Origin of the sequence: Wolbachia endosymbiont (group B) of Sphaerophoria taeniata (assembly GCF_947179355.1) — a bacterium.
Lineage (GTDB): Bacteria > Pseudomonadota > Alphaproteobacteria > Rickettsiales > Anaplasmataceae > Wolbachia.
The window spans coordinates 20,122-40,491 of sequence record NZ_CAMXAW010000001.1; the positions used below are offsets into that span (position 1 = coordinate 20,122).

23 protein-coding genes and 4 pseudogenes are annotated in these 20,370 nt (G+C 35.0%); 9 read left to right on the forward strand and 18 right to left on the reverse strand.

Annotated elements, in window-relative coordinates:
• The gene (locus tag ONG75_RS00120) at positions 1-129 is read left to right on the forward strand and encodes a hypothetical protein (RefSeq protein ID WP_264375439.1); all 129 of its coding nucleotides are present in this window, start codon (positions 1-3) and stop codon (positions 127-129) included.
• A gap of 123 nt (positions 130-252) precedes the next feature.
• Here the strand turns inward: ONG75_RS00120 and ONG75_RS00125 are convergent, their stop codons facing one another.
• Positions 253-1,275, reverse strand: coding sequence for an IS110 family RNA-guided transposase (locus ONG75_RS00125; RefSeq protein WP_264375440.1), 1,023 nt, complete (start codon positions 1,273-1,275; stop codon positions 253-255).
• Positions 1,276-1,473: 198 nt separating this feature from the next.
• Here ONG75_RS00125 and ONG75_RS07740 point away from each other — a divergent pair, with 198 nt between their 5' ends.
• Positions 1,474-1,941, forward strand: coding sequence for a transposase (locus ONG75_RS07740; RefSeq protein ID WP_405197623.1), 468 nt, complete (start codon positions 1,474-1,476; stop codon positions 1,939-1,941).
• A gap of 34 nt (positions 1,942-1,975) precedes the next feature.
• Positions 1,976-2,625, forward strand: a pseudogene (locus tag ONG75_RS07745) (IS256 family transposase).
• A gap of 34 nt (positions 2,626-2,659) precedes the next feature.
• Here the strand turns inward: ONG75_RS07745 and ONG75_RS00135 are convergent.
• Positions 2,660-3,495, reverse strand: a pseudogene (locus ONG75_RS00135) (IS256 family transposase); the annotation flags it as partial.
• A 219-nt stretch (positions 3,496-3,714) separates the two neighbouring features.
• On the opposite strand from ONG75_RS00135, the gene ONG75_RS00140 reads away from it, so the two are divergent.
• Positions 3,715-4,737, forward strand: a complete 1,023-nt coding sequence (locus ONG75_RS00140; RefSeq protein WP_264375440.1) for an IS110 family RNA-guided transposase — start codon at positions 3,715-3,717, stop codon at positions 4,735-4,737.
• A gap of 123 nt (positions 4,738-4,860) precedes the next feature.
• On the opposite strand, the gene ONG75_RS00145 is transcribed toward ONG75_RS00140, so the two are convergent.
• The 8 genes from ONG75_RS00145 to ONG75_RS00180 all read right to left on the reverse strand — a co-directional run bounded on the left by ONG75_RS00145 (position 4,861) and on the right by ONG75_RS00180 (position 8,848).
• On the reverse strand, positions 4,861-4,989 hold the full coding sequence (locus ONG75_RS00145) for a hypothetical protein (protein WP_264375441.1): 129 nt from the start codon (positions 4,987-4,989) through the stop codon (positions 4,861-4,863).
• A gap of 240 nt (positions 4,990-5,229) precedes the next feature.
• The gene (locus ONG75_RS00150; protein ID WP_146038228.1) at positions 5,230-5,475 is read right to left on the reverse strand and encodes a hypothetical protein; all 246 of its coding nucleotides are present in this window, start codon (positions 5,473-5,475) and stop codon (positions 5,230-5,232) included.
• A 72-nt stretch (positions 5,476-5,547) separates the two neighbouring features.
• On the reverse strand, positions 5,548-5,721 hold the full coding sequence (locus tag ONG75_RS00155) for a hypothetical protein (RefSeq protein ID WP_007549098.1): 174 nt from the start codon (positions 5,719-5,721) through the stop codon (positions 5,548-5,550).
• A 46-nt stretch (positions 5,722-5,767) separates the two neighbouring features.
• On the reverse strand, positions 5,768-7,123 hold the full coding sequence (gene tnpC / locus ONG75_RS00160; protein ID WP_264375442.1) for an IS66 family transposase: 1,356 nt from the start codon (positions 7,121-7,123) through the stop codon (positions 5,768-5,770).
• Positions 7,124-7,154: 31 nt separating this feature from the next.
• Positions 7,155-7,487, reverse strand: coding sequence for an ankyrin repeat domain-containing protein (locus ONG75_RS00165; RefSeq protein WP_264375443.1), 333 nt, complete (start codon positions 7,485-7,487; stop codon positions 7,155-7,157).
• A 24-nt stretch (positions 7,488-7,511) separates the two neighbouring features.
• On the reverse strand, positions 7,512-7,988 hold the full coding sequence (locus tag ONG75_RS00170; RefSeq protein ID WP_264375444.1) for an ankyrin repeat domain-containing protein: 477 nt from the start codon (positions 7,986-7,988) through the stop codon (positions 7,512-7,514).
• Positions 7,891-8,130, reverse strand: coding sequence for a hypothetical protein (locus ONG75_RS00175; protein WP_264375445.1), 240 nt, complete (start codon positions 8,128-8,130; stop codon positions 7,891-7,893). The genes ONG75_RS00170 and ONG75_RS00175 overlap by 98 nt, the downstream gene beginning before the upstream one ends.
• Before the next feature lie 391 nt (positions 8,131-8,521).
• Positions 8,522-8,848 carry a hypothetical protein gene (locus tag ONG75_RS00180; protein ID WP_007549972.1) on the reverse strand — a complete coding sequence of 109 codons (327 nt, stop codon included), beginning with the start codon at positions 8,846-8,848 and terminating at the stop codon, positions 8,522-8,524.
• Between the two features lie 281 nt (positions 8,849-9,129).
• Here ONG75_RS00180 and ONG75_RS00185 point away from each other — a divergent pair, with 281 nt between their 5' ends.
• The 3 genes from ONG75_RS00185 (at position 9,130) to ONG75_RS00195 (ending at position 15,985) form a co-directional block, all read left to right on the forward strand.
• A complete protein-coding gene (locus ONG75_RS00185; RefSeq protein WP_264375446.1) occupies positions 9,130-10,494 on the forward strand; it encodes a hypothetical protein in 1,365 nt (454 codons plus the stop codon).
• A gap of 9 nt (positions 10,495-10,503) precedes the next feature.
• A complete protein-coding gene (locus ONG75_RS00190) occupies positions 10,504-12,768 on the forward strand; it encodes a hypothetical protein (RefSeq protein WP_264375447.1) in 2,265 nt (754 codons plus the stop codon).
• Between the two features lie 436 nt (positions 12,769-13,204).
• A complete protein-coding gene (locus ONG75_RS00195; protein WP_264375448.1) occupies positions 13,205-15,985 on the forward strand; it encodes an ankyrin repeat domain-containing protein in 2,781 nt (926 codons plus the stop codon).
• A 219-nt stretch (positions 15,986-16,204) separates the two neighbouring features.
• Here ONG75_RS00195 and ONG75_RS00200 read toward each other — a convergent pair whose 3' ends face one another.
• The 8 genes and pseudogenes from ONG75_RS00200 to ONG75_RS00230 form a co-directional block, all read right to left on the reverse strand.
• Positions 16,205-16,369 carry a hypothetical protein gene (locus tag ONG75_RS00200; RefSeq protein WP_264375449.1) on the reverse strand — a complete coding sequence of 55 codons (165 nt, stop codon included), beginning with the start codon at positions 16,367-16,369 and terminating at the stop codon, positions 16,205-16,207.
• A gap of 68 nt (positions 16,370-16,437) precedes the next feature.
• Positions 16,438-16,557: pseudogene (locus ONG75_RS00205) on the reverse strand (zinc ribbon domain-containing protein); the annotation flags it as partial.
• A gap of 50 nt (positions 16,558-16,607) precedes the next feature.
• Positions 16,608-16,868, reverse strand: a pseudogene (locus ONG75_RS00210) (hypothetical protein); the annotation flags it as partial.
• Positions 16,844-17,056 (reverse strand): ankyrin repeat domain-containing protein, encoded by a 213-nt coding sequence (locus ONG75_RS07750; protein WP_405197624.1) that lies wholly within the window; start codon positions 17,054-17,056, stop codon positions 16,844-16,846. The gene ONG75_RS07750 and the pseudogene ONG75_RS00210, both read right to left, overlap by 25 nt.
• Positions 17,057-17,059: 3 nt before the next feature.
• Entirely contained in the window at positions 17,060-17,191 is a 132-nt protein-coding gene (locus tag ONG75_RS00215) for an ankyrin repeat domain-containing protein (RefSeq protein ID WP_007551899.1), read from the reverse strand.
• A 297-nt stretch (positions 17,192-17,488) separates the two neighbouring features.
• On the reverse strand, positions 17,489-17,863 hold the full coding sequence (locus ONG75_RS00220; RefSeq protein WP_264375450.1) for a helix-turn-helix domain-containing protein: 375 nt from the start codon (positions 17,861-17,863) through the stop codon (positions 17,489-17,491).
• A 22-nt stretch (positions 17,864-17,885) separates the two neighbouring features.
• Positions 17,886-18,215 carry a helix-turn-helix domain-containing protein gene (locus ONG75_RS00225; protein WP_007549995.1) on the reverse strand — a complete coding sequence of 110 codons (330 nt, stop codon included), beginning with the start codon at positions 18,213-18,215 and terminating at the stop codon, positions 17,886-17,888.
• 51 nt (positions 18,216-18,266) lie between these two features.
• Positions 18,267-19,211, reverse strand: a complete 945-nt coding sequence (locus ONG75_RS00230) for a hypothetical protein (RefSeq protein ID WP_264375451.1) — start codon at positions 19,209-19,211, stop codon at positions 18,267-18,269.
• A gap of 177 nt (positions 19,212-19,388) precedes the next feature.
• Between ONG75_RS00230 and ONG75_RS00235 the strand changes: the two genes are divergently transcribed.
• Positions 19,389-20,006, forward strand: coding sequence for a hypothetical protein (locus ONG75_RS00235; protein WP_264375452.1), 618 nt, complete (start codon positions 19,389-19,391; stop codon positions 20,004-20,006).
• Positions 20,007-20,041: 35 nt separating this feature from the next.
• Positions 20,042-20,173, forward strand: coding sequence for a hypothetical protein (locus tag ONG75_RS00240; RefSeq protein ID WP_255521118.1), 132 nt, complete (start codon positions 20,042-20,044; stop codon positions 20,171-20,173).
• The last annotated feature ends 197 nt before the right edge of the window (positions 20,174-20,370 follow it).

Sequence of the window (20,370 nt, forward strand, 5' to 3'; positions counted from 1 at the left end):
ATGAGTGAAAAAATAGCAAATAACTATGTTGGGTTAGTAAATTATCAAGAGTTAGAGTCAAATATCCTGTCATCTATACGAGAAGGAAGATACCGTCTTGTCAGTCAACAAGAAAATTATAGAAATTGAATCTTAAGCTGTATTACGAAATCAAAAAATACTTTCTATCAACATATACACTAACCAACTACATTAAATAAATTTGTGTAAAATGCTATTTTACATAAGATAGAAAGTACGCATTTTTTGATTTTAAAGTACTAAATTCTCCTCCAACCGCTTTGCCCTGTAATTCTTGATATGGTCAGGATTAAAAGCACTTTTGGATTTTAGAACACCGAAAATGATATGGAGTAGCTTACGCATTGCAGCACCAACGATAGCCATATTATGCTTACCCTTTTCCTTTAATCTCTGGCAAAAACTAATAATGATAGGATTGTGATTCTTAGCTACTATAGCAGGAAAGAAAAGTGCTTTACGTAATGTTTGTGAACCGGATTTACTTAATCTGGGTTTGGCATATACAGAGGAACCTGACGTCATATTTCGTGGTATAACTCCTGTATATGCTGCCAATTGCCTGGCATCTCTAAAAACCTCTATGTCAGGAACTTCAGCTAAAATAGCTATTGCTGATTCTTCTCCTATTCCTGGAATAGTCAATAGAAGTTGAAAATTTTCCAACAATTCTTTATGTTGATTTAATAGTTCACGTACGGAGTTTTTTATTGTTTCTATTTTTTGAGCTATATTCATTGCAAGGTCTTCCCAAGCACTTGCAACTTCTTTAAGCAGTCTCTCTTTTTTTTCTAAGTGGTTATTTACTAATGTTAACTCATCTTTTAACGCAACTGAGCAACGATAAAGATGTTTTAATTTTTTCATTTCAGGAGAAGGTGGTGTCCAACTAGAAGGTTCCTGTCTTTGGCAATAATCAGCAATAACTTCTGCATCGGTCTGATCATTCTTTTGTCGTATCAGCTTACTCCTTGCATAAGATTTTATGCAATAAGGATTTACAACACTAACAGAATGTCCAGCGTTGTGCAGAAACTCAGCCAAAGCTTCGCTATAACAACCAGTAGCCTCCATGCAGGCTTTTACTTCTTCTACATTATGTTTTTGTAGAAAGCTAAGTAAACCTTGAAACCCAGAATCCTCGTTTTTAAAACTCCTTTTTCTAGTTTCACATCTTCCTTTTTTGCTTATGAACGAGAGAAAAACATCAAAGCGATCTTTCGATACATCTATACCTAAAAAGTTGTTGATCATATATAACCCCATGCGTTACCATTAAAAATGAAAAGTAAGGCTAGTCTTGTGAATACAGAATTAGAACCATTTAGGTTTTTCTACGATACCGTCCAGCCTGTACTCTTGAGAAGAGAACTCTTATCTACCTTACAGATTTTATATCTAAGACCACTGACAGAGTTCTTCTCTTCTCCATCTAATGCTTAAGCTTAAAACATTAGATGCTTTTTACAAGATACAAGACCGTTGACAGGAAGAGATGGAGCATTAACACCGTTTATAAAAAAGTTGCTGGAGGTAAGCCTGGAAGGTGAAATAGAAAACCACTTGTCGGCTGAAAGCGAAGAGAATAATCGAAGAAATGGGAGGAATGCAAAGACTTTACGTACAAGCGCAGGGTCATTTGAGCTTTTGACGCCAAGAGATAGGGAAGGAAGTTTCGAACCACAAATAGTCAAAAAAAGGCAAACAAACTTACATCCAGAGCTTGAAACGAAGATTTTGAGCACATTTGCCAGTGGTATGGGCTATAGAGATATAGTGTCACATGTTGAGGAAATTTATGATCACAAAATATCGGCGGCAGAGATATCAAGTATTACTGACAAATTGCTACCAGTAATCAACGAATGGCGTAGTCGCCCGCTGCAGTCTGTATATCCGATAGTTTTCATGGTTTTTTAAAGTCAAAGAGGACGGGCATTGCGTAAGTAAATGCATGTATAATATATTAGGCATAGATCAAAATGGCAAAAAAGAAGTATTAGGTTTTTATTTGGCTGAAAGTGAAGTTCTGGTTGGGAGTGCTAAATGACCTCAAAGAAAGAGGAGTAGAAGATATCCTTATTGCCTGCGTTGATGGGCTGAAAAGCTTTCCTGCAGCTATAAACAGTGTCTTTCCTAATGCGGAAGTGCAGATGTGTATAGTGCATCAGATACGCAACTCACTGAAGTATGTGGCCAGTAAAGATGCGAAGAGTTTTTTGAGCGATTTAAAGAAGGTATATCAAGCTTCAAGCAAGGAAATTGCCGAGAATTATCTGTTGGAATTGGATGAAAAATGGGGCACAAAGTATCCTATGGTTTTGGCAGAATAATTGGGAAAACTTGTCTGGTTATTTTAAGTATTCTGGTCCAGTTAGGAGGATAATCTACACCACCAATCCCATAGAGGGGCTACATAGGCAAATTAGGAAATTCACTAAGACCAAAGGCTCATTTACCAGCATAAATGCCTTGTATAAGCAGGTATATTGTGCTATAAAGAAGGCAGAGGAAAAGTGGACGATGCCTGTACATGATTGGGCTTTAACTATCTCTCAACTTGATGTTTTCTTTCCTGGCAGATTGAAAATTGAGTTGAACTAAAAATGCGGTTTGACACAGTTTATTTAACACTCCCCTTTGTGCCCCATTTTTCATCCAATTCCAACAGATAATTCTCGGCAATTTCCTTGCTTGAAGCTTGATATACCTTCTTTAAATCGCTCAAAAAACTCTTCGCATCTTTACTGGCCACATACTTCAGTGAGTTGCGTATCTGATGCACTATACACATCTGCACTTCCGCATTAGGAAAGACACTGTTTATAGCTGCAGGAAAGCTTTTCAGCCCATCAACGCAGGCAATAAGGATATCTTCTACTCCTCTTTCTTTGAGGTCATTTAGCACTCCCAACCAGAACTTCACTTTCAGCCAAATAAAAACCTAATACTTCTTTTTTGCCATTTTGATCTATGCCTAATATATTATACATGCATTTACTTACGCAATGCCCGTCCTCTTTGACTTTAAAAAACCATGAAAACTATCGGATATACAGACTGCAGCGGGCGACTACGCCATTCGTTGATTACTGGTAGCAATTTGTCAGTAATACTTGATATCTCTGCCGCCGATATTTTGTGATCATAAATTTCCTCAACATGTGACACTATATCTCTATAGCCCATACCACTGGCAAATGTGCTCAAAATCTTCGTTTCAAGCTCTGGATGTAAGTTTGTTTGCCTTTTTTTGACTATTTGTGGTTCGAAACTTCCTTCCCTATCTCTTGGCGTCAAAAGCTCAAATGACCCTGCGCTTGTACGTAAAGTCTTTGCATTCCTCCCATTTCTTCGATTATTCTCTTCGCTTTCAGCCGACAAGTGGTTTTCTATTTCACCTTCCAGGCTTACCTCCAGCAACTTTTTTATAAACGGTGTTAATGCTCCATCTCTTCCTGTCAACGGTCTTGTATCTTGTAAAAAGCATCTAATGTTTTAAGCTTAAGCATTAGATGGAGAAGAGAAGAACTCTGTCAGTGGTCTTAGATATAAAATCTGTAAGGTAGATAAGAGTTCTCTTCTCAAGAGTACAGGCTGGACGGTATCGTAGAAAAACCTAAATGGTTCTAATTCTGTATTCACAAGACTAGCCTTACTTTTCATTTTTAATGGTAACGCATGGGGTTATATATGATCAACAACTTTTTAGGTATAGATGTATCGAAAGATCGCTTTGATGTTTTTCTCTCGTTCATAAGCAAAAAAGGAAGATGTGAAACTAGAAAAAGGAGTTTTAAAAACGAGGATTCTGGGTTTCAAGGTTTACTTAGCTTTCTACAAAAACATAATGTAGAAGAAGTAAAAGCCTGCATGGAGGCTACTGGTTGTTATAGCGAAGCTTTGGCTGAGTTTCTGCACAACGCTGGACATTCTGTTAGTGTTGTAAATCCTTATTGCATAAAATCTTATGCAAGGAGTAAGCTGATACGACAAAAGAATGATCAGACCGATGCAGAAGTTATTGCTGATTATTGCCAAAGACAGGAACCTTCTAGTTGGACACCACCTTCTCCTGAAATGAAAAAATTAAAACATCTTTATCGTTGCTCAGTTGCGTTAAAAGATGAGTTAACATTAGTAAATAACCACTTAGAAAAAAAAGAGAGACTGCTTAAAGAAGTTGCAAGTGCTTGGGAAGACCTTGCAATGAATATAGCTCAAAAAATAGAAACAATAAAAAACTCCGTACGTGAACTATTAAATCAACATAAAGAATTGTTGGAAAATTTTCAACTTCTATTGACTATTCCAGGAATAGGAGAAGAATCAGCAATAGCTATTTTAGCTGAAGTTCCTGACATAGAGGTTTTTAGAGATGCCAGGCAATTGGCAGCATATACAGGAGTTATACCACGAAATATGACGTCAGGTTCCTCTGTATATGCCAAACCCAGATTAAGTAAATCCGGTTCACAAACATTACGTAAAGCACTTTTCTTTCCTGCTATAGTAGCTAAGAATCACAATCCTATCATTATTAGTTTTTGCCAGAGATTAAAGGAAAAGGGTAAGCATAATATGGCTATCGTTGGTGCTGCAATGCGTAAGCTACTCCATATCATTTTCGGTGTTCTAAAATCCAAAAGTGCTTTTAATCCTGACCATATCAAGAATTACAGGGCAAAGCGGTTGGAGGAGAATTTAGTACTTTAAAATCAAAAAATGCGTACTTTCTATCTTATGTAAAATAGCATTTTACACAAATTTATTTAATGTAGTTGGTTAGTGTATATGTTGATAGAAAGTATTTTTTGATTTCGTAATACAGCTTAAGATTCAATTTCTATAATTTTCTTGTTGACTGACAAGACGGTATCTTCCTTCTCGTATAGACGACAGGATATTTGTTTCTAATTCTTTATAATCTACCAAACCGGTAGTTCTGTTTACTACTTTCTGACTCATTGTCAAACCTCCATTTTTTTATATCAATTTATTACTTTTTTTTCGGTTTGACACAGTTTATTTAACACTCCCTTTCCTCTTTTGGAACATAGAAACATCCTAGGAATAATCCTACTGAATTCTATGATATTATTTTTTGTAACATTGTTATATACTTCATAAGAAAGCTTATATCTCTCACCGCCATCTTTAAAGAAGACATCATTATCTTTAATTGTTTCAACCAAAATTTCCTTTCCTTTATTTTTTTTGCACTTTCAACTTTTTTACTGCATCTTGTGTTCTGCTTTGATCTAGATCAAAATCAATGTTGGTACAAATAACAAAATCTTTCAGTTCACCATTGATAAAGTCTTGATTGTATTTAATCTTTAAGTAGGAAATGAAATACTTTGCCAAATTAAATTCACCATCTTTATTTTTTGTGAGTAAATCGCTTATTCCAATTTTATTATCCTCCTTATTTTGCTTGTGTTTTGCTTGCAAAAAACGATATTTTTTTTTTGATTTTGAATTATTACATATAAAAACCAAATCATCAAATTTTTCAGCATTATTCTACTCTGTAGCCAAACGAAAAGAGTAGCTTTTATCTAGTCCACGCTTTAAAAATAACATTAACAATTTTAGCTGGTAAATGTTGCCATGAAGAGTATTATTTAATCCAGAAGCAAGGTATGTTCTTGATTCATCCTCTTCGATTTTTGTTCCTTCAGGCTCTTCTTTTTTCATGAAGGAAATTCGTAACCGTTCACGGATTGTGAGAATGAATAAAGAACTAAGCAGTGACAGCTAGTAGATTCTGTAGCTTTTGAAAGGGGTTTTGGCCATTTAGACGTGATGTCAAAAATATTGACAACATTCTTTCCACGAATCTTTCCCCACGTTCTGACCAGGTGAAAAAGCTGTTTTTACGATAAATTACGTACCGTCTAATTTGCCGTTCTGCAAGGTTGTTGGTTGTTTCTATCACTTCAGGTTTTCTTAAAAACTTCCACATCATATCCTCAGACCGTAACATCTTAGCGGCCATTCTTGAAGCTTGAGTGCTATTTACAACCCTCGTCATTTTACGCAAAAAATGTTTTACCCTTTTCCGAATTTTTCGCATCAGTCGATAAAATCTCAAATTATCTATCAAATTGTGTTTTTTTGCCTTGTCTACTACAAACACCTTATTGCTGAGCGATTTTAGTGCTTGGCCAATTTTGCTCACTTCAACATTTTTACTATGGGCAAATCTCTCAAAATCTCTTGCCAAATGTGCCCAACATATCTGTCTATTTTCACGATTGAAGTAATTGTATACAGCGTATCTATTGCTCACAACTATACCATCATATTCTGGCAGTAAACTCTTCAACACCTTCTTACCACGAGACTCGCTTACCTTCAGAAGTGTCAACGCTTTGTTCGTTATTACCCAACTCCAGCCTCTCTTTCCTTGATTTCTGTGTCCTGTTTCGTCTATATGCAAATATTCGCTTCCTTGTAACTTTTCCTTCATTTTCTCATATTCAGATGCACACTTCTTCGATACCCTGCGTTCAGTATTTGAGACTAAACCAAGGCTTATATTTAGATTAAAAATACTGCCTAAAATTTGCTGTACCTCTCTTTTTGAGTTAATAAAAAAGCCGCTAAGGCTGCTTATAATTGTTTTAGCATTAGATCCTAGAAGATCTCTTGCAACACCTTCGGGTAAATTTGCTGTAATTCTTTTATTACATACTCTACAATGTCCTCTTTGCAATCTGTACTCAGTTACAGTTGGCTTAATTTCTGGCAATTCTGCCTTCTGATGAATAATTTCATCTTCTAAAGTAACCTTACCTCCACACATACAAATCGTATCAATTGTGCAGCTCACTACCTCGTCTGCAGCCATTAATTCACGCTTATGCCCCTTATGTCCTGGCTGACCTCCTGGTTTTTTATCACTTTTCTTTTTTGCTTTCTTACGATATATATCTCGTGATGGTGGCAGCGATGAATTTTGCGAATTTAAGCCCAATTTGTCTTCTAATTCAACTATTTTTGCTTTCAAGCTGTCATTTTCTCTGATCAGCGCTTTTATTTCTTCCTTGAGATTAGCGTTTTCTGCTACAATCTTTTCTTGCAGCACTTTTGTCATTTACCCATTCCATATTTAGCTTCCTATTTCTTTACACTTTTATATTTACTTTGTAAATCACCTTATCTCTGTGAACGGTTACGGAAATTCTTGGCTTTTTAGAAGAACCAATTTCTGGCTTGTTTTCTCCAGTATTTGCCCTTTTTAGAAGTGAAACTCTGCCTAATTCTTGAATAATACCTTCGTTATTAAGACTTTTAGCAATATCTAGTGGCATTTTACCTTTACTATTCTTGATTTGTATTGCTCCATTTTTGACAAGCAGCTTAACTACTTTAGGTTCCTGTTTGCGAACAGCCGCATGTAACGGTGTATTTAACTCATAATTAGCGTCCTGAAAATTAATGTTCGCTCCTTTCTTCAAAAGATCTTCAATGTCGTTTGATTTTTATTTTTCTGAGGTGCTACTCTTAACAATTTTTATTAACTCCTCATTAAGATTGGCTTGACTCATAATATCATTATAGTCAGAAGAATGAGAGCTCCTATGTTTAAAAATATAGCTTACCTCTTGATTTTTAGCTAATTCATATGGCTCTTTACCCTCATTATTTTTGATATCACTTCTTGCTTGTTTATCTAGAAGTAGCGATACAAGTTTTTTGTTATTTCTGGAAACAGCAATATGCAAAGGTGTATCACCTTTATTGTTTTTAGCGTTAACATCTGCCTTCCATTCTTGCAGTAATTTTTCAACTATTTCTTTTTTATCCCTTTCAACAGCATAGTGTAAAGGTGTATTATCTTTATTATTTTTATCAATGATGTTAAGCTTTACTCCTGCTTTTAAAAGATCTTGTACTTTCTGCAGGTTGCCATTTCTTATAGCAAGAAAATAGCTCTGTATTTTTCTCTCTTTCACCATCACTATCAAACCTACGATAACGTTTAAGTTCAGAAGATTTATAAGCTTGTCCTATACGTTGTACTTTCTCTAATATTTTGGAAGCTTCTGAATTATTTTTTTCTTTTTCTAAGTAATCTATTGAACGCTCCACTTTGAGCATAAATTCCACTGCCTATTTTATATAGAAACCTATATTAGATTTGATTATATGCTAATGAATAACATTAGCAATGCAAGTAGTTTTCATGCATACCTCTTTAGGTTTTACAGAATAGGCAGTTAGAGTAGAAAAACAAGTTCCAAAATAATATAAGACCTGCTGTAAAGTAAATCAGATTTTTTTTGAAAATAACTACCGTAAAAAACAGCAGCTTTCCTTTTGCAACAGGTCTATAGAAGTTGTAATTATAACAAGTAACAAATTTAACTCTATTTTTAGAGAATCTATTTGGATTCACTATATTTCTAGGTGTCTTTCAAACTGTGTAACTAACTGCTTTACGTTTACATGTGTAATTAAGAGAGCTTTCACAAGGCTCATGATCAAACTGCTACTTTGCAGGATTTTCTAGAGATCTTTTATTTCTCATAAAGGATGACTGAGCTTGGGAAGCAACTTTTAATGGATTTTTCTTTATACCAACATCTGATTGTGCTGCTATAATGGCACTACTTTTAGCGGGTTGCATACCTACACATTCTCTTGCTTGGTTTTGCTCAAAATTTTCCACTGTTGCTTTTACTTTACTTTTCATCTTGCGATTAACCACTATAACAGGCACCTCCACTTTTGGCACTACTTGTCTATAATCTTGATTCTCAGCTCTTAATGGTACTATCGATTTACTTTTAACTGATTTTTTAAGAACCGCTCCCACTATTTTTGGTTTTGTGCTTATTTTTTGATTGTTATAGCCTAGATTTTTAGACTGTGATGATAACGTAAGTATATCTTTTATCGCTTGTGATTCTTGTTTAACTTCTTGAACGGTAAAGGATGTTTTCTTTTGTATTTCTTATAATTCCAATAGAATTTTTGTATTTGTTCGAACATAGAAAATATTTTGCATGGAGTTTTTTCTATCTTTGGTGATTTTAGTGTTGCTATTTAATTCTAACTTTTGCATAATACTCTCAATATTTTTATATAGGGGGTACAATGCCAAAAAAGATGGAGCGTCATGCTGCAGTGCTTAGTAAGTTAAAGAGTGTTATTCAACATACAGATTCCAAGGTCATGGCTGAAAGGCGTTCAGCTATTGAAAGATGGGTAAAAACTTACATTAGGCAGGTAGAATATCTTAAAGATGATAAGCTACAATTCTTATACAACATATTTCGCGATGAAAGTTGTTGGTCAGGTACAAGATTGAACAATACAATCTTAGGACAGAGGTTTACTGAAGAAAAAATAGGCGAAATAAAGAACCCTCTTCCTATATATGATATGGCATGTCGATACTGCGTGATAGATAAAATTCCTTTGCTCTTTCAGGAGCAGTTTGAATCTTACAAAAGTAGCTTCTCTTCTGAAGAGATAGATGATGATGGTAAGCCTGCAACTAGCAATAACAAATATGTAAAGAGTGAGTTGTTGGGTTATATGAAGAGTCAAGACCCTGTATTTAGCTTTTGGGTTGATAAAAAATCTGGAGAATTTAAGAAGCATGTCAGCGCAACAGAAGGATTTAAGAAAGCTATAGCACTTAAGTGGAGCGAAGGAGTAGAATATTTTTATAGCCTTCTAAATGAAAAAGAAAGAGAAAGGGAAATTACTGATGCAGTTACTATATTATCCTCTGTTCAATGTGACCATAATGGTGCTGTTACTTTAGACTTTTGTCTTAGTAAAATGAGCGATCAAGCAAAAAACAAGCTGTTTAAAGATTCTGAGCTATCAAAAAAAGATAAAGGAGTGTACTCTCTCTTTAGCGCGTTGATACATCAAGGTTTTTTTGATACGATGCAAGCTATACTTCCGATGTTTAAAGATAAAATACTGGAGGATAAGGTGCTTTCACCTAGGAGTTATACTCTTCTTCTCTCCTCACTTTCGGACATGATGCTCGAAAATTCTGAGTCAACTATTCAAGCTAGGGAAGCTATAATGAACCTTATAAAGTGTGGTAATTTCAATAATCATGAGGGGCGTGAGGAAAAAGCTGCGGTATTTTTTTCTAATGGAAGGGTTCCGATTAAGCGTGCGCTTGCAGGATTGATTGTCGATTGGCAACTTGGTTGTACAAAAAAGGAAGAGGTGTTAAAGGTACTACAGTTTGCCAAAGAGTTTTGTGCAGTTGAAAGTTTTATGTATTTTAAAAAATCTGTTGTTGATAACCTAAAAATGGTTGGTAGGGATGGTATGAGAAAAAATATAGACTATGGTAAATTAGCAGAAAAGTTGTTTGCTGAATTAGATACGGTATCCGTGCCTAACGGAAGAGGTGATTTTGGTGGAGCTGGTGACCCACAGTCTACACTAGGAAGCACTGAAGTTAGTAGTTTTTCTGGTCGCAATAAGTAGGAGTATTTTATGCATGGGTTAGTTAGAAGTTTAATAAATGGAAATTGTGGAGAATTCACGGAAAAGTTTGAATATTTCTTGGATTCATGTCCATCTTTTCTGCATTCAGTTGGCAAAGATCACTTTTTTCCTGCGTTCTTTTTTGGCATGTTTGCTACTGCACATGATTCTGGTGTTGCAAACAATGATGAAAGAATCTTCTTTCGTTTTGATAATGATCCAGGTAGTCCTGGAAGGGGAAATCTAAAGGTTGCAATTCTAGCAGCTGATGGAAATAACAGAAGAGTTGTAAGGTGCTATACTATTGCTGACAGAGAGAATAGCTACGGTTCTAGGTTTAGCCAGCAGGAAAGGGAGCAGCTGGAAGGTATCCTGCGAGATGAAGAGCTTGAATGGCAAGAGTATAAAACATTTATATGGGCGGATAATCAAGGTGAAGATGAAGAAGAGGAAGCAGTAAGATGTAGGATATTTCAGGCAGGACAAGGGCCGTTTGCTGGAAATCATGCATCTTATTTAACTCGTAGACATAGTTTTCAAGAGATTACCAGAACACCTGGGCTGCAAAATAATTATTTACCGGATTTGATGAATCAGCTAGAAAGTGATGATGCAGATGATGTACACGACACTACTGAGGAAGTGTTTCAGCATATTATTGGTGTCTACGATAGATATAGTCAGGCATTGGACTTCTATGGTAGAGAGTCTGACTATCATGGTTTTGTGTCCGGTGTTTTGATGCATTTTAGATATCGCAATGTAGCCAATATTTACCTTGAGCTGTTTGTAGGTGGTGGATATGCAGATATTACTTCTATTGTACGTGGTACACAGAGGTTAATTAATTCTGTTCCCTGTGTAACTGAACTTAAGGCAGGCAGAAGAGCAGATAGGAATGCTGGCCGTGCATTAGAGCAGGCTGGAAATTATGTTAATGGATGTCCCGTTTCATCCATATCTATTCCAACATTATCACCAAGAGCTGTCTGCGCTGGAGTGAATTTCGATTTTGGTAACCCAGGACGTTTACAGCTTGGTGTGAGGGCTTTTTTAGCAAAAGGTTCTTCTTTAATGGAAAGATTATTTGAACCTGTAGAGGATGAGGAGATTGGAGAAAATGTTAGGGATTATCTACTCCATCCAGCCTTTGGTGTACCTGCTGTACCAGGTATTAGGAATAGGGGTGGTGTTAACGCTAGAGATAGAAGAATATTTCTCTATACAAGTGGATTTGCTTTCGCAAGTATTGCATTTGCAAAAGGAACTGTGCCAATAGAAGGAAATCGTGCAATAGTAGATAAGCACTTGTTTCATTATGACGGTAATGCAAAAATGTTAGATGAGCAAGGATACAATACACAAGTAAATATTGGAGATCGTGCTTTGACTATGGTTTTGCATGTATCACGAGGTAGAGACCAGAAGGAGGAGGTGATCGTATTTCATGTTCGCCACGTATTGGCTAATCAACTTTTTCCGGACAATGGATTGGATCTATCGCGTTGGCCGAATGCTATGGTACATGAAGTGGTGTGTAATTTGACCATAAATAGAAGGACAAGAGGAGTAAATGATAACCTTGGTTTAACTGTTAATGTAGAAACATTTGACTCGCCTGCTGACTACCTGCTTGATAGAGGTAATCAGCCTTTTCAAGGTGAGCTTTTACGAATAGGTGGCGTTAGTAATGTGCATCGCGCTGCAAATGTAATGATGAATACTGGCTGGGAAAATGAAGATCCAGACAGTCATGAACGGTTTTACCAAGCAATTTCCAACGTGCTAAATCCACCCCAGCCAAATAATGCAGGACTCCAATCATTAGCATGGGTAGTGAACAGAGATAATGCTAGAGAAGCTGGGTTTCATGCTGCATTGCATGGATTATTTTACACTTGCGATAATCCTGCTAGGGTAGTTAGTGAATTTCAGGTTGGAGGAGGAGGAAAGTTAGACTTAGTATTGTCACGAGCTATAGGAAGGATGGGAGGTACTCATCCGATTGGAACAGAGCTAAAGTTTGCTGCCACTGAAGCAGACGTACAAAATAGAGAAGAAGAAGCAGATGAACAGGTGGAGGGTTATCTGCAGAGTAGAGGATTTGATCGCATTACTGATGGAGATAAAATGGTTTTCTCGTATGCCGTATTTAATGATCAAGCGCCAGCACCAGCACAAAATGTCCCAAATACCCTTATAGCAGTTAGTAATGTTCTACGCATAAAAGATAACTTAGGAATTGACACTGTGGACGACTTTCCTTATAGATAAAAGGGATTATTGAGAGTTTAATTGTCTGTCATAAATAGCAGGTTTATAGTTAGAATTGGTTGATAGTGTTATATTGACTACTTCATTTTGTAACCAGATCGGCTTTATTGAGTGGTGGATTACAGATGGGCAGGCAAAAAAATCCGTGTAGTAAGTTCAAAATCAATGTCGGAGAATTTTATAGAAGTGTCAAGTTGAAGTTGATGTGGAAGGGAAAGAGACTATAAATTCTGCTATGTTGATTGCTTAACACTCTGAATCAAGGTTGCAAGTTTACTATCCTATCAGGCATCTTTATTAGGTTAAAAGAAAGTTTATGTAAACACCTGAACTTACTACAAAAACTCAAAAATTGCAAAATAATAAAAATATTATATTAAAATCAGCTTGACTCATATTATATATTGTACATAATATATCAAGCTAGGAGGAAAGTATGGTTATTGCTGAAGCTATCAACGGGCAAAGTAAGCAAGCGAGCAAAAAGCTAGAAGAGAAATTAAGTCCTGGACAAGAGTGGTCAGAAACAGACAAACTATTGGATGAAGAGTACGAGTTAATTAAAAAATATTTATGGGTTCCATCTGAATTAAATGGAGGTAGATCTCTAGTTGATGGTCAATGTTCATTTGAGGAGCTGGTGTGTATATGGCTTGCTCATACAACAAATTTGAACGAGAATCAAAAAAAGTTAAATAAAGAATTACTAAAAACTCTTAAGGGTATAGGTTCTTATCTTCATGAGTACGATACTAAAAGACTTGAAAATTTTTTAAAAAATAACAAGGACGATCAAGATTTAAAAGTTGTTCTTAACCTTAAAAGGGGAGAGTCAGGATTAACGTTATTGCATGCTGCTTCAAGACTCAATGATGATCAGAGCGGTCCTACTTTAGTCAATTTACTTCTACAAGCAGGGGCTGATCCTAATATAGAAAGCAATGAAGGGAAAACACCTTTACATTATGCTGCTGATAGTAACTATAGGTATCTCACTATAAATCTACTCTTGGAGGGAAAAGCTGATCCTAACATACGGGACAATAAACGAAAAACCCCATTACAAACTGCTATTGATAATAATAACTGCCACATTTTAGAATGCTTCTTAACTGACAATCAGAAAAAGTTGAGTAAAGAGCTGTATGATATGCTTTTAGGTATACTCTCGCCTGAAGATTATAAAAAACCTCATGTTATAGGTGAAGTTTTTAATCGTCAGGCTATTGAAAATTTAGGCAAGTTTCTGGATAAACATAAGAATAGTCGGGATCTCAAAATGATTTTCATTGTTCAGGATAGAGTAGGTATGTCAAAAGTACTTAGTTATGCTAGAGCTACTTGCAAAGAAGCAGTGGATTTACTTCTAAAGGCAGGAGCAACTGATCCTAAAAAAGATGCAAATATGTGCAATAAGAAGAAAAAGTGTTTGCTTCCACCTAGGACTTTATGGAGTATCCCAAACCAACAGATAGTGCTAGGTGGATTTTTAAATGACATATCTCAAGTTGAAAGTATGGATCAACTGGAAAAAGTTGTAGATAGAGCTATAGATTTCGGAGTAATGTTAAATTTCGCTAAAAAATCTTCTCAAGGTGAAAAGTACAACTTTACAGATTATGTAATAAAAGAAATTAGTAGATTAGAAAAGAATCCTAAAGTTGCAAGTGATATAGTATGTAAGTTGGTATCGTGGGGAGCAGCGTGCTATACTAAAAACAGTATAGATGTAATTGGCGAACTGGAATTAGAATTTAAAGATCACAAAGCTAATATGATAAAAGCTCATGAAAAGTATGTTAATTGTACTCAGAAATTCCTGAAAATCGCAAAAAATGCGACCAACGGCAAGTTAAATCGTGCAAAAATGGATAACGCTACTTTTTACTTAGAATATTCAGAGGACAGTACAATAGATGTTGCACAAATTACAGATGGAACAAGGGATTTAGGGCTAACCCATGGAGATGTAAAGTGTGGAAGAAATATAGTAAAGATCGGTAATAGTGAAGTAGAGATTATCACAAAAGATGGTGTAAGGAATTACACAGATCTTACAGAAGGTGGTGATATAGTATTAAATTTCTATACCATTCAGGGGGAACTAGAGGTTAGGTTATATCCTGATACACAAAATAAAGATCTAATAAGAGTAGAGGTGAACGATCAAGATTTACTGGAGGAATTAAAAAATTGTAACGAAAAAATAGGTAAGAATTGCTTACTAGGGGGGTTACCAGTTGATCAAGCCATAGAACGAGGTTTCTTTACTAGATCAGGAAAACTTTGTCAATATTCCGAAACAGTTAGTTCAGCTGCTCAAACTGTAAATGAAAAGCAACAACTATTACAGGATTTACGCTATATTGAGTCTAATATTGTAAAAAAGGAGAAGAATTTTGACATAAAAACTCACCTGGTAGAAATCTTTAAAACTTTATCTAGATTCTGTGAAGAAAAAGGGGATGTTTCTAAAACAGACTTAGCTAAAGCAGCAGAAAAGGAAAGTAAAAAATTGGGGTTAGAAGGTAAATATAACTGGAGTAAGATTTTTGTTTTAGAGAAAGAAGTTATTGAAAAAGCAGAAAAACAAGGTGATAAAGAACAAAAATCAAACATACCTGATAATTTCTATTTAGGACAAGCAATTGAAGATGGAAACTGTTTTTTTGATTCGTTTAGACAAGAACTAGAACAACAATTAGGAATAAAAGCTACTGTTGAGCAATTGCGACAATATTGTAAAGAGTTTGCACGAAATAACCCACCAGAATGGTTCATAAATGCTATTACTAACAGTCATGATAATAATGGCGTGGTGCGTAGGGAAACTCCAGATTTTTATGCAAAAAATATTCTAAATAACAATAGATGGGGTGATCCTGAGGTTGAAGGTAGAATACTTTGCGGAAAGTATGGTGTAAAATTGCATGTTGTAGAGAGTAATCCATTACATGCTACTGATGAACAACAAGATCCATCCTTGCATCAACTAATAGATAGTTTAGGATCAAGAAGTACAGGTGAGTATAATAGGATAGATTATGATGACAATAATGTCTTACATATAGTAAATAAGGGACATGATCATTTTGAACCACTGTTTAATAGTAATAAAATCTTGGCAAAATGCTATTCAAGCTTACCAAGGTGTAGTATGGACGAGTTAAAGATAGAATCTCACCAACATAAGTCACTACTTGTAAGTGGATCATAGCTCCGTATATGACTTGTTACACAGCAATGATGGAGGAAGTTTATTTAGATGGTTAAAAAAGAATTTACTTAGCACTTATGAATTTTCAAGTACGCTTTCAGGTTCAAAGGAAGCTGTAGATTAGTCCACATGTACTACTTTCTCGAGTTGTATGCTGGGATTTAGAGTATTGTACGTTGCATTTTTCGATTTCTATAGAATTTTTCCCCAGATCTATTATTAAAATGTGCAGCTAAAATTCGATACATTTTCTGCCATTGTCGTATCTAGCATGCTAAAATCTTCGTCATTTATATTGATATTTTCGCATAATTGAGTGTCAGCTTTTATAACATTGATTTGCTTTTTTACATCAATCTTGACTTCCTCAACATCTTTTGGCATGGCCCTTCGTATCAGCTCCTTCTGGCACGTACTCTTTCTGTTACTTTTGTAAATTAAGACGCCATTCCTTACAATTTTTCCATCTGCTCACTCCACAACACCGGTATTTCCCTCAAATCAGCTAACCTCAAGCCACTTGGGTGTCTCCCATTTACTATATCTTCTTTAATCTTTGGTGCTAAATAATTTCACCTTTTCTTTCCCTATTAAGAACTTCACAAACTCAAGATTTTCATGGTTATAACTGACAGCATGGTGCACAGCCATCTTCTCGACGTACATAATTAACATTAGCCCCTTTATCAAGTTGAGCTTCTACTCCACTGCGGTCTTTTCTCTTGACAGCATCAAGAAGTAATTCATTTCTTAGTAAATTTTCAACTTCTTCATGTCCTCCATCATTTGCAAGTTCCAATGGTGATCTATTATTGGAATTTTTAATATCAATTCTTGCTCCTTTTTCTATGAGAAATTCTACAGATGGTAAATGTCCTTCCTTGGCAGCATAGTAGACTGATCTGTAGTTTTAGAATTATTAATAAATGATTCTTGTTGTTGCTTTTCTATTAGAAGCTTTACAATTCCTAGATATCTTTTATTGGTAGCATAATGCAAAGGAGTCCAATTGTTTTTACCTTTTGTACCAACTTCTACTCCCTTATTAAGAGAAAATTTTACAATATCGATATTTCAAAAATCAGCTGCAATATGAATAGGCTTGTTTTCGTCATTAGTTTTAGCGTTAAAACTTACACCTTTATTATTTACTAAAAATTTTGTTACTTCTAAGCTATCAAACTTAGCTGGATGGTGCACAGCCATCTTGACCAAAAAATCATCCCCCTATCGCGTTCTTATCATTATGCCTTATACCCTGTATTACACCTTCAGATATAGTCATTTCTAACCTCCAACATCCTTGCTAATAAACCCTCACTAAAACTGCCGAAAAGACTTTGTAAGTTAATATTCTAAATCTCAATATTTTATGGTGCAGGTTTTGATTTTTAAAACATTATACTTTGTGTAGGGTATAACTACACGCATCAAAGTGAAAGAAAAGCAAAATGATGAAGAAAATGAAAGTTTAAGTTTTCTTCAACGACTCAAGGAGAGAATTTATGCTTTAAAGCCTGTATTAGCAAGAGCCTTAATCACTAAATGAACAATGTCACGCAGAGTTTCATCCTCAATTTTTCTATATTCCCTCACTAGCTTTGATATTTCTTCGCTGCCTACATCGCTATGGAAGGCCTTATCATGTAAGTCTTCAGAGGCTTTGGTAAAAAAATACGACATATCAACCGATAGTACTTCTGCTAATTTATATAACCTATCAACTACAAGCCTAATCTCTCCGCTTTCATATCCTTGTACATGCTGAAATGAAATTTCAAGCTTTTTTCCTAAGTCTCTTTGACTAAAACCACACATTAGCCTTCTTTTCCTTATTCTTTCCCCTATTTGTTTATCGATAGGATGTTGTATAGTCATTTTACGTATCAGGTAATATTAACTATGTATTGTCACTTTGAGAAAAAGATTTTACCAATATATAAACTGCACTACGTAACCTTTTGCTCTTAATTTCGTTATATCCTTTGACTAACTTTAGTATTTCTTCATCATAAGCTTCATGTGAGTCAGTGTGCATATCAGTAAAAAAGTTAGCAACATCTATCGATAGTGCTTTTGCTAAATCATATAATCTACTGGCCAAAACACAATTTGAACCATTTTCGTACTTTTGTATCTGTCTATACGAAACACCTATTCTCTTTCCCAATTCGGTCTGTGTCAAAGCACGATCTAACCTAAGTTGTTTTATTTTTTTACCTAATTGCACTTTTCACCTCTTATTCAAATTTACAACAAATTTTATGAAGTGGAAAAAAAGCTAGCAAAGTAATTGCTTTAATAATTTCTGCCTCTCGCTAATTAAATCGTTTGGCCTTACGTATTTTTTCTCAATTTCCCTCATCTCTTTTTCTCGTTCTGCAATGCTATTTCGTATTACTTCAGCCGAGTATCTGCTTTTGCCACATGCAAACTCTGATCTTAATCTTCTAACCTTATATTCGAGCTCAGCAAATCTTTCATGCTGCTCAAGAAGCTCTATCATGTGTTTGATTTCAGAATTTAGCTTTTTTTCCTCAACATCTCTCACAATAAAAGAAAGCAGAAGCTTATCTATTTGGTAATCAATATTTGGTTGAGTAGCAAATAGATTGATCATAGCTTTTACATCAGTAGGATTTGCAACTAATAAGCTAAAATTACTACATAAAAAACTATAGAACTTTATCGTCTTCTCAAGATAATTTTTCATATCTTGTGATAATTGTAATTCTTTGTGAATTCCTGACAGCAATATTTCCAATTCTTCCAAGTATTCTAGGTCAAAATTACCTACTTCTTTAGGTAAAAGGATCATTAGTAGCTTTTTTACGAGTTCAACATCATTTGACTTAACTGCATTATAAAGAGCTTTTCCCTTATCTTCTTTTAAATCATAAAGCTCTGATGAGTTATCTATGCTGAATAGATATTCAGTGTTTCCTTTAGAACAATAGATTAAAATGTCTACTTCTCTTAGCGGGTGATCATCATTAAACTTTTCTAACAACTCTTTATCGGTAGTTTCCTCTATTGCTACAGCAGCTTTACTGATCTTTTTCAGTTCAGAAACATTATCTCTTGAATTTTCAAGTATGTTTTTAGCTTTGTCTAGCAGCTGCTCATATAGAATTATTTTTTCTTCATTATCAAGTAGCCGACAATGCTTCTTCAACTTTTCAGTGGAGTAAGACAAGAGATCCATTTCTTTCAGTTTTACAATCACAATACCCAACTTTGATTGAAATTGAAATAATTTTTACAAGATGTGTTTTTCTAGTGTAAATACCCGTAAAACTTGTTATTATAATATACAGTAAATCAATAAGTCGTATAATATTAACAATTAAATAATATTTATCACAATATGATCGAATAGTAATGAAATTAAGTGAGGGTTACAATGAAAAAAATAAATGGTAAAAAATTGTCTAGTAAAATGTTAAAAGCGGTAGAGCGAATAGCAAAAGAAGGGTTATTACCTAATTTTATAAAAGCTGCTCCAACAGCAAATAAAAAGATTAGTAAATTACCTGTCTTAACATATCCTGAGGAGCTCAATCCATTTCGATCAGCTTTATGCAAGATAAGGCTAAGTGAATATGAAAATGTGAAATTAAATGAATTCTTGGAAAAAGCTATTGCAGCTGAAAATCTAGACAAATTAAGTAAAATCGTCGATGAAGCTTTGGATTTAGGAATAAGAGTAAACGCTCGCAACGAAGATGGCTTTAGCTTCACTAACGTTACAATGTTTAAGATGTATCGTGATGAATTCAAAGAAAATAAACAAGAAGATATAATCAGAAAGTTAGCCTTACATGGAGCAGATTTTAATGTACAAGTTGATAAGAAAATAGCTGAAATGTATCAAAAAGTGCAAAAAGAAATTGAGCCACAAATATATAGTAGGCTCAAGAAACTTAGGGAAGTTGGAGAAGACGCTACTATAGAAGGAACTGTTGAAGATGTAGAAATTGATAATAAGACCTTCGTGCGACCCGAAGTTGCGATTTTGTGATGGTTAGATTCCATCTTCCCTAGACATCAGGGATAATGTATGTCTCACATTTTAAAGAATGGCAACCTTTAGGATGCAAGCATGAGATAAAAGCAGGTAATGCTAAACCTTATAGCAAACTCCTGCAAACAGAGTTAGATATGGTTACGAGAGAAACTTATGATTGAATTGTCGTTATATTGAATATGCGAAATTAAGGTTGTTTTACGCATAGACCAAAATGGTATGAAGCATACGAGGAATTAAAGTTAGATGTCTTTGATTATAGATGTTCTCAGCTTCCGGTAAAAAGTAAGAACCTAAGTCTAACACGAAACAAAATCGTGAAACGGGATAACCATATAGGTGCTCTTATATTCATTTG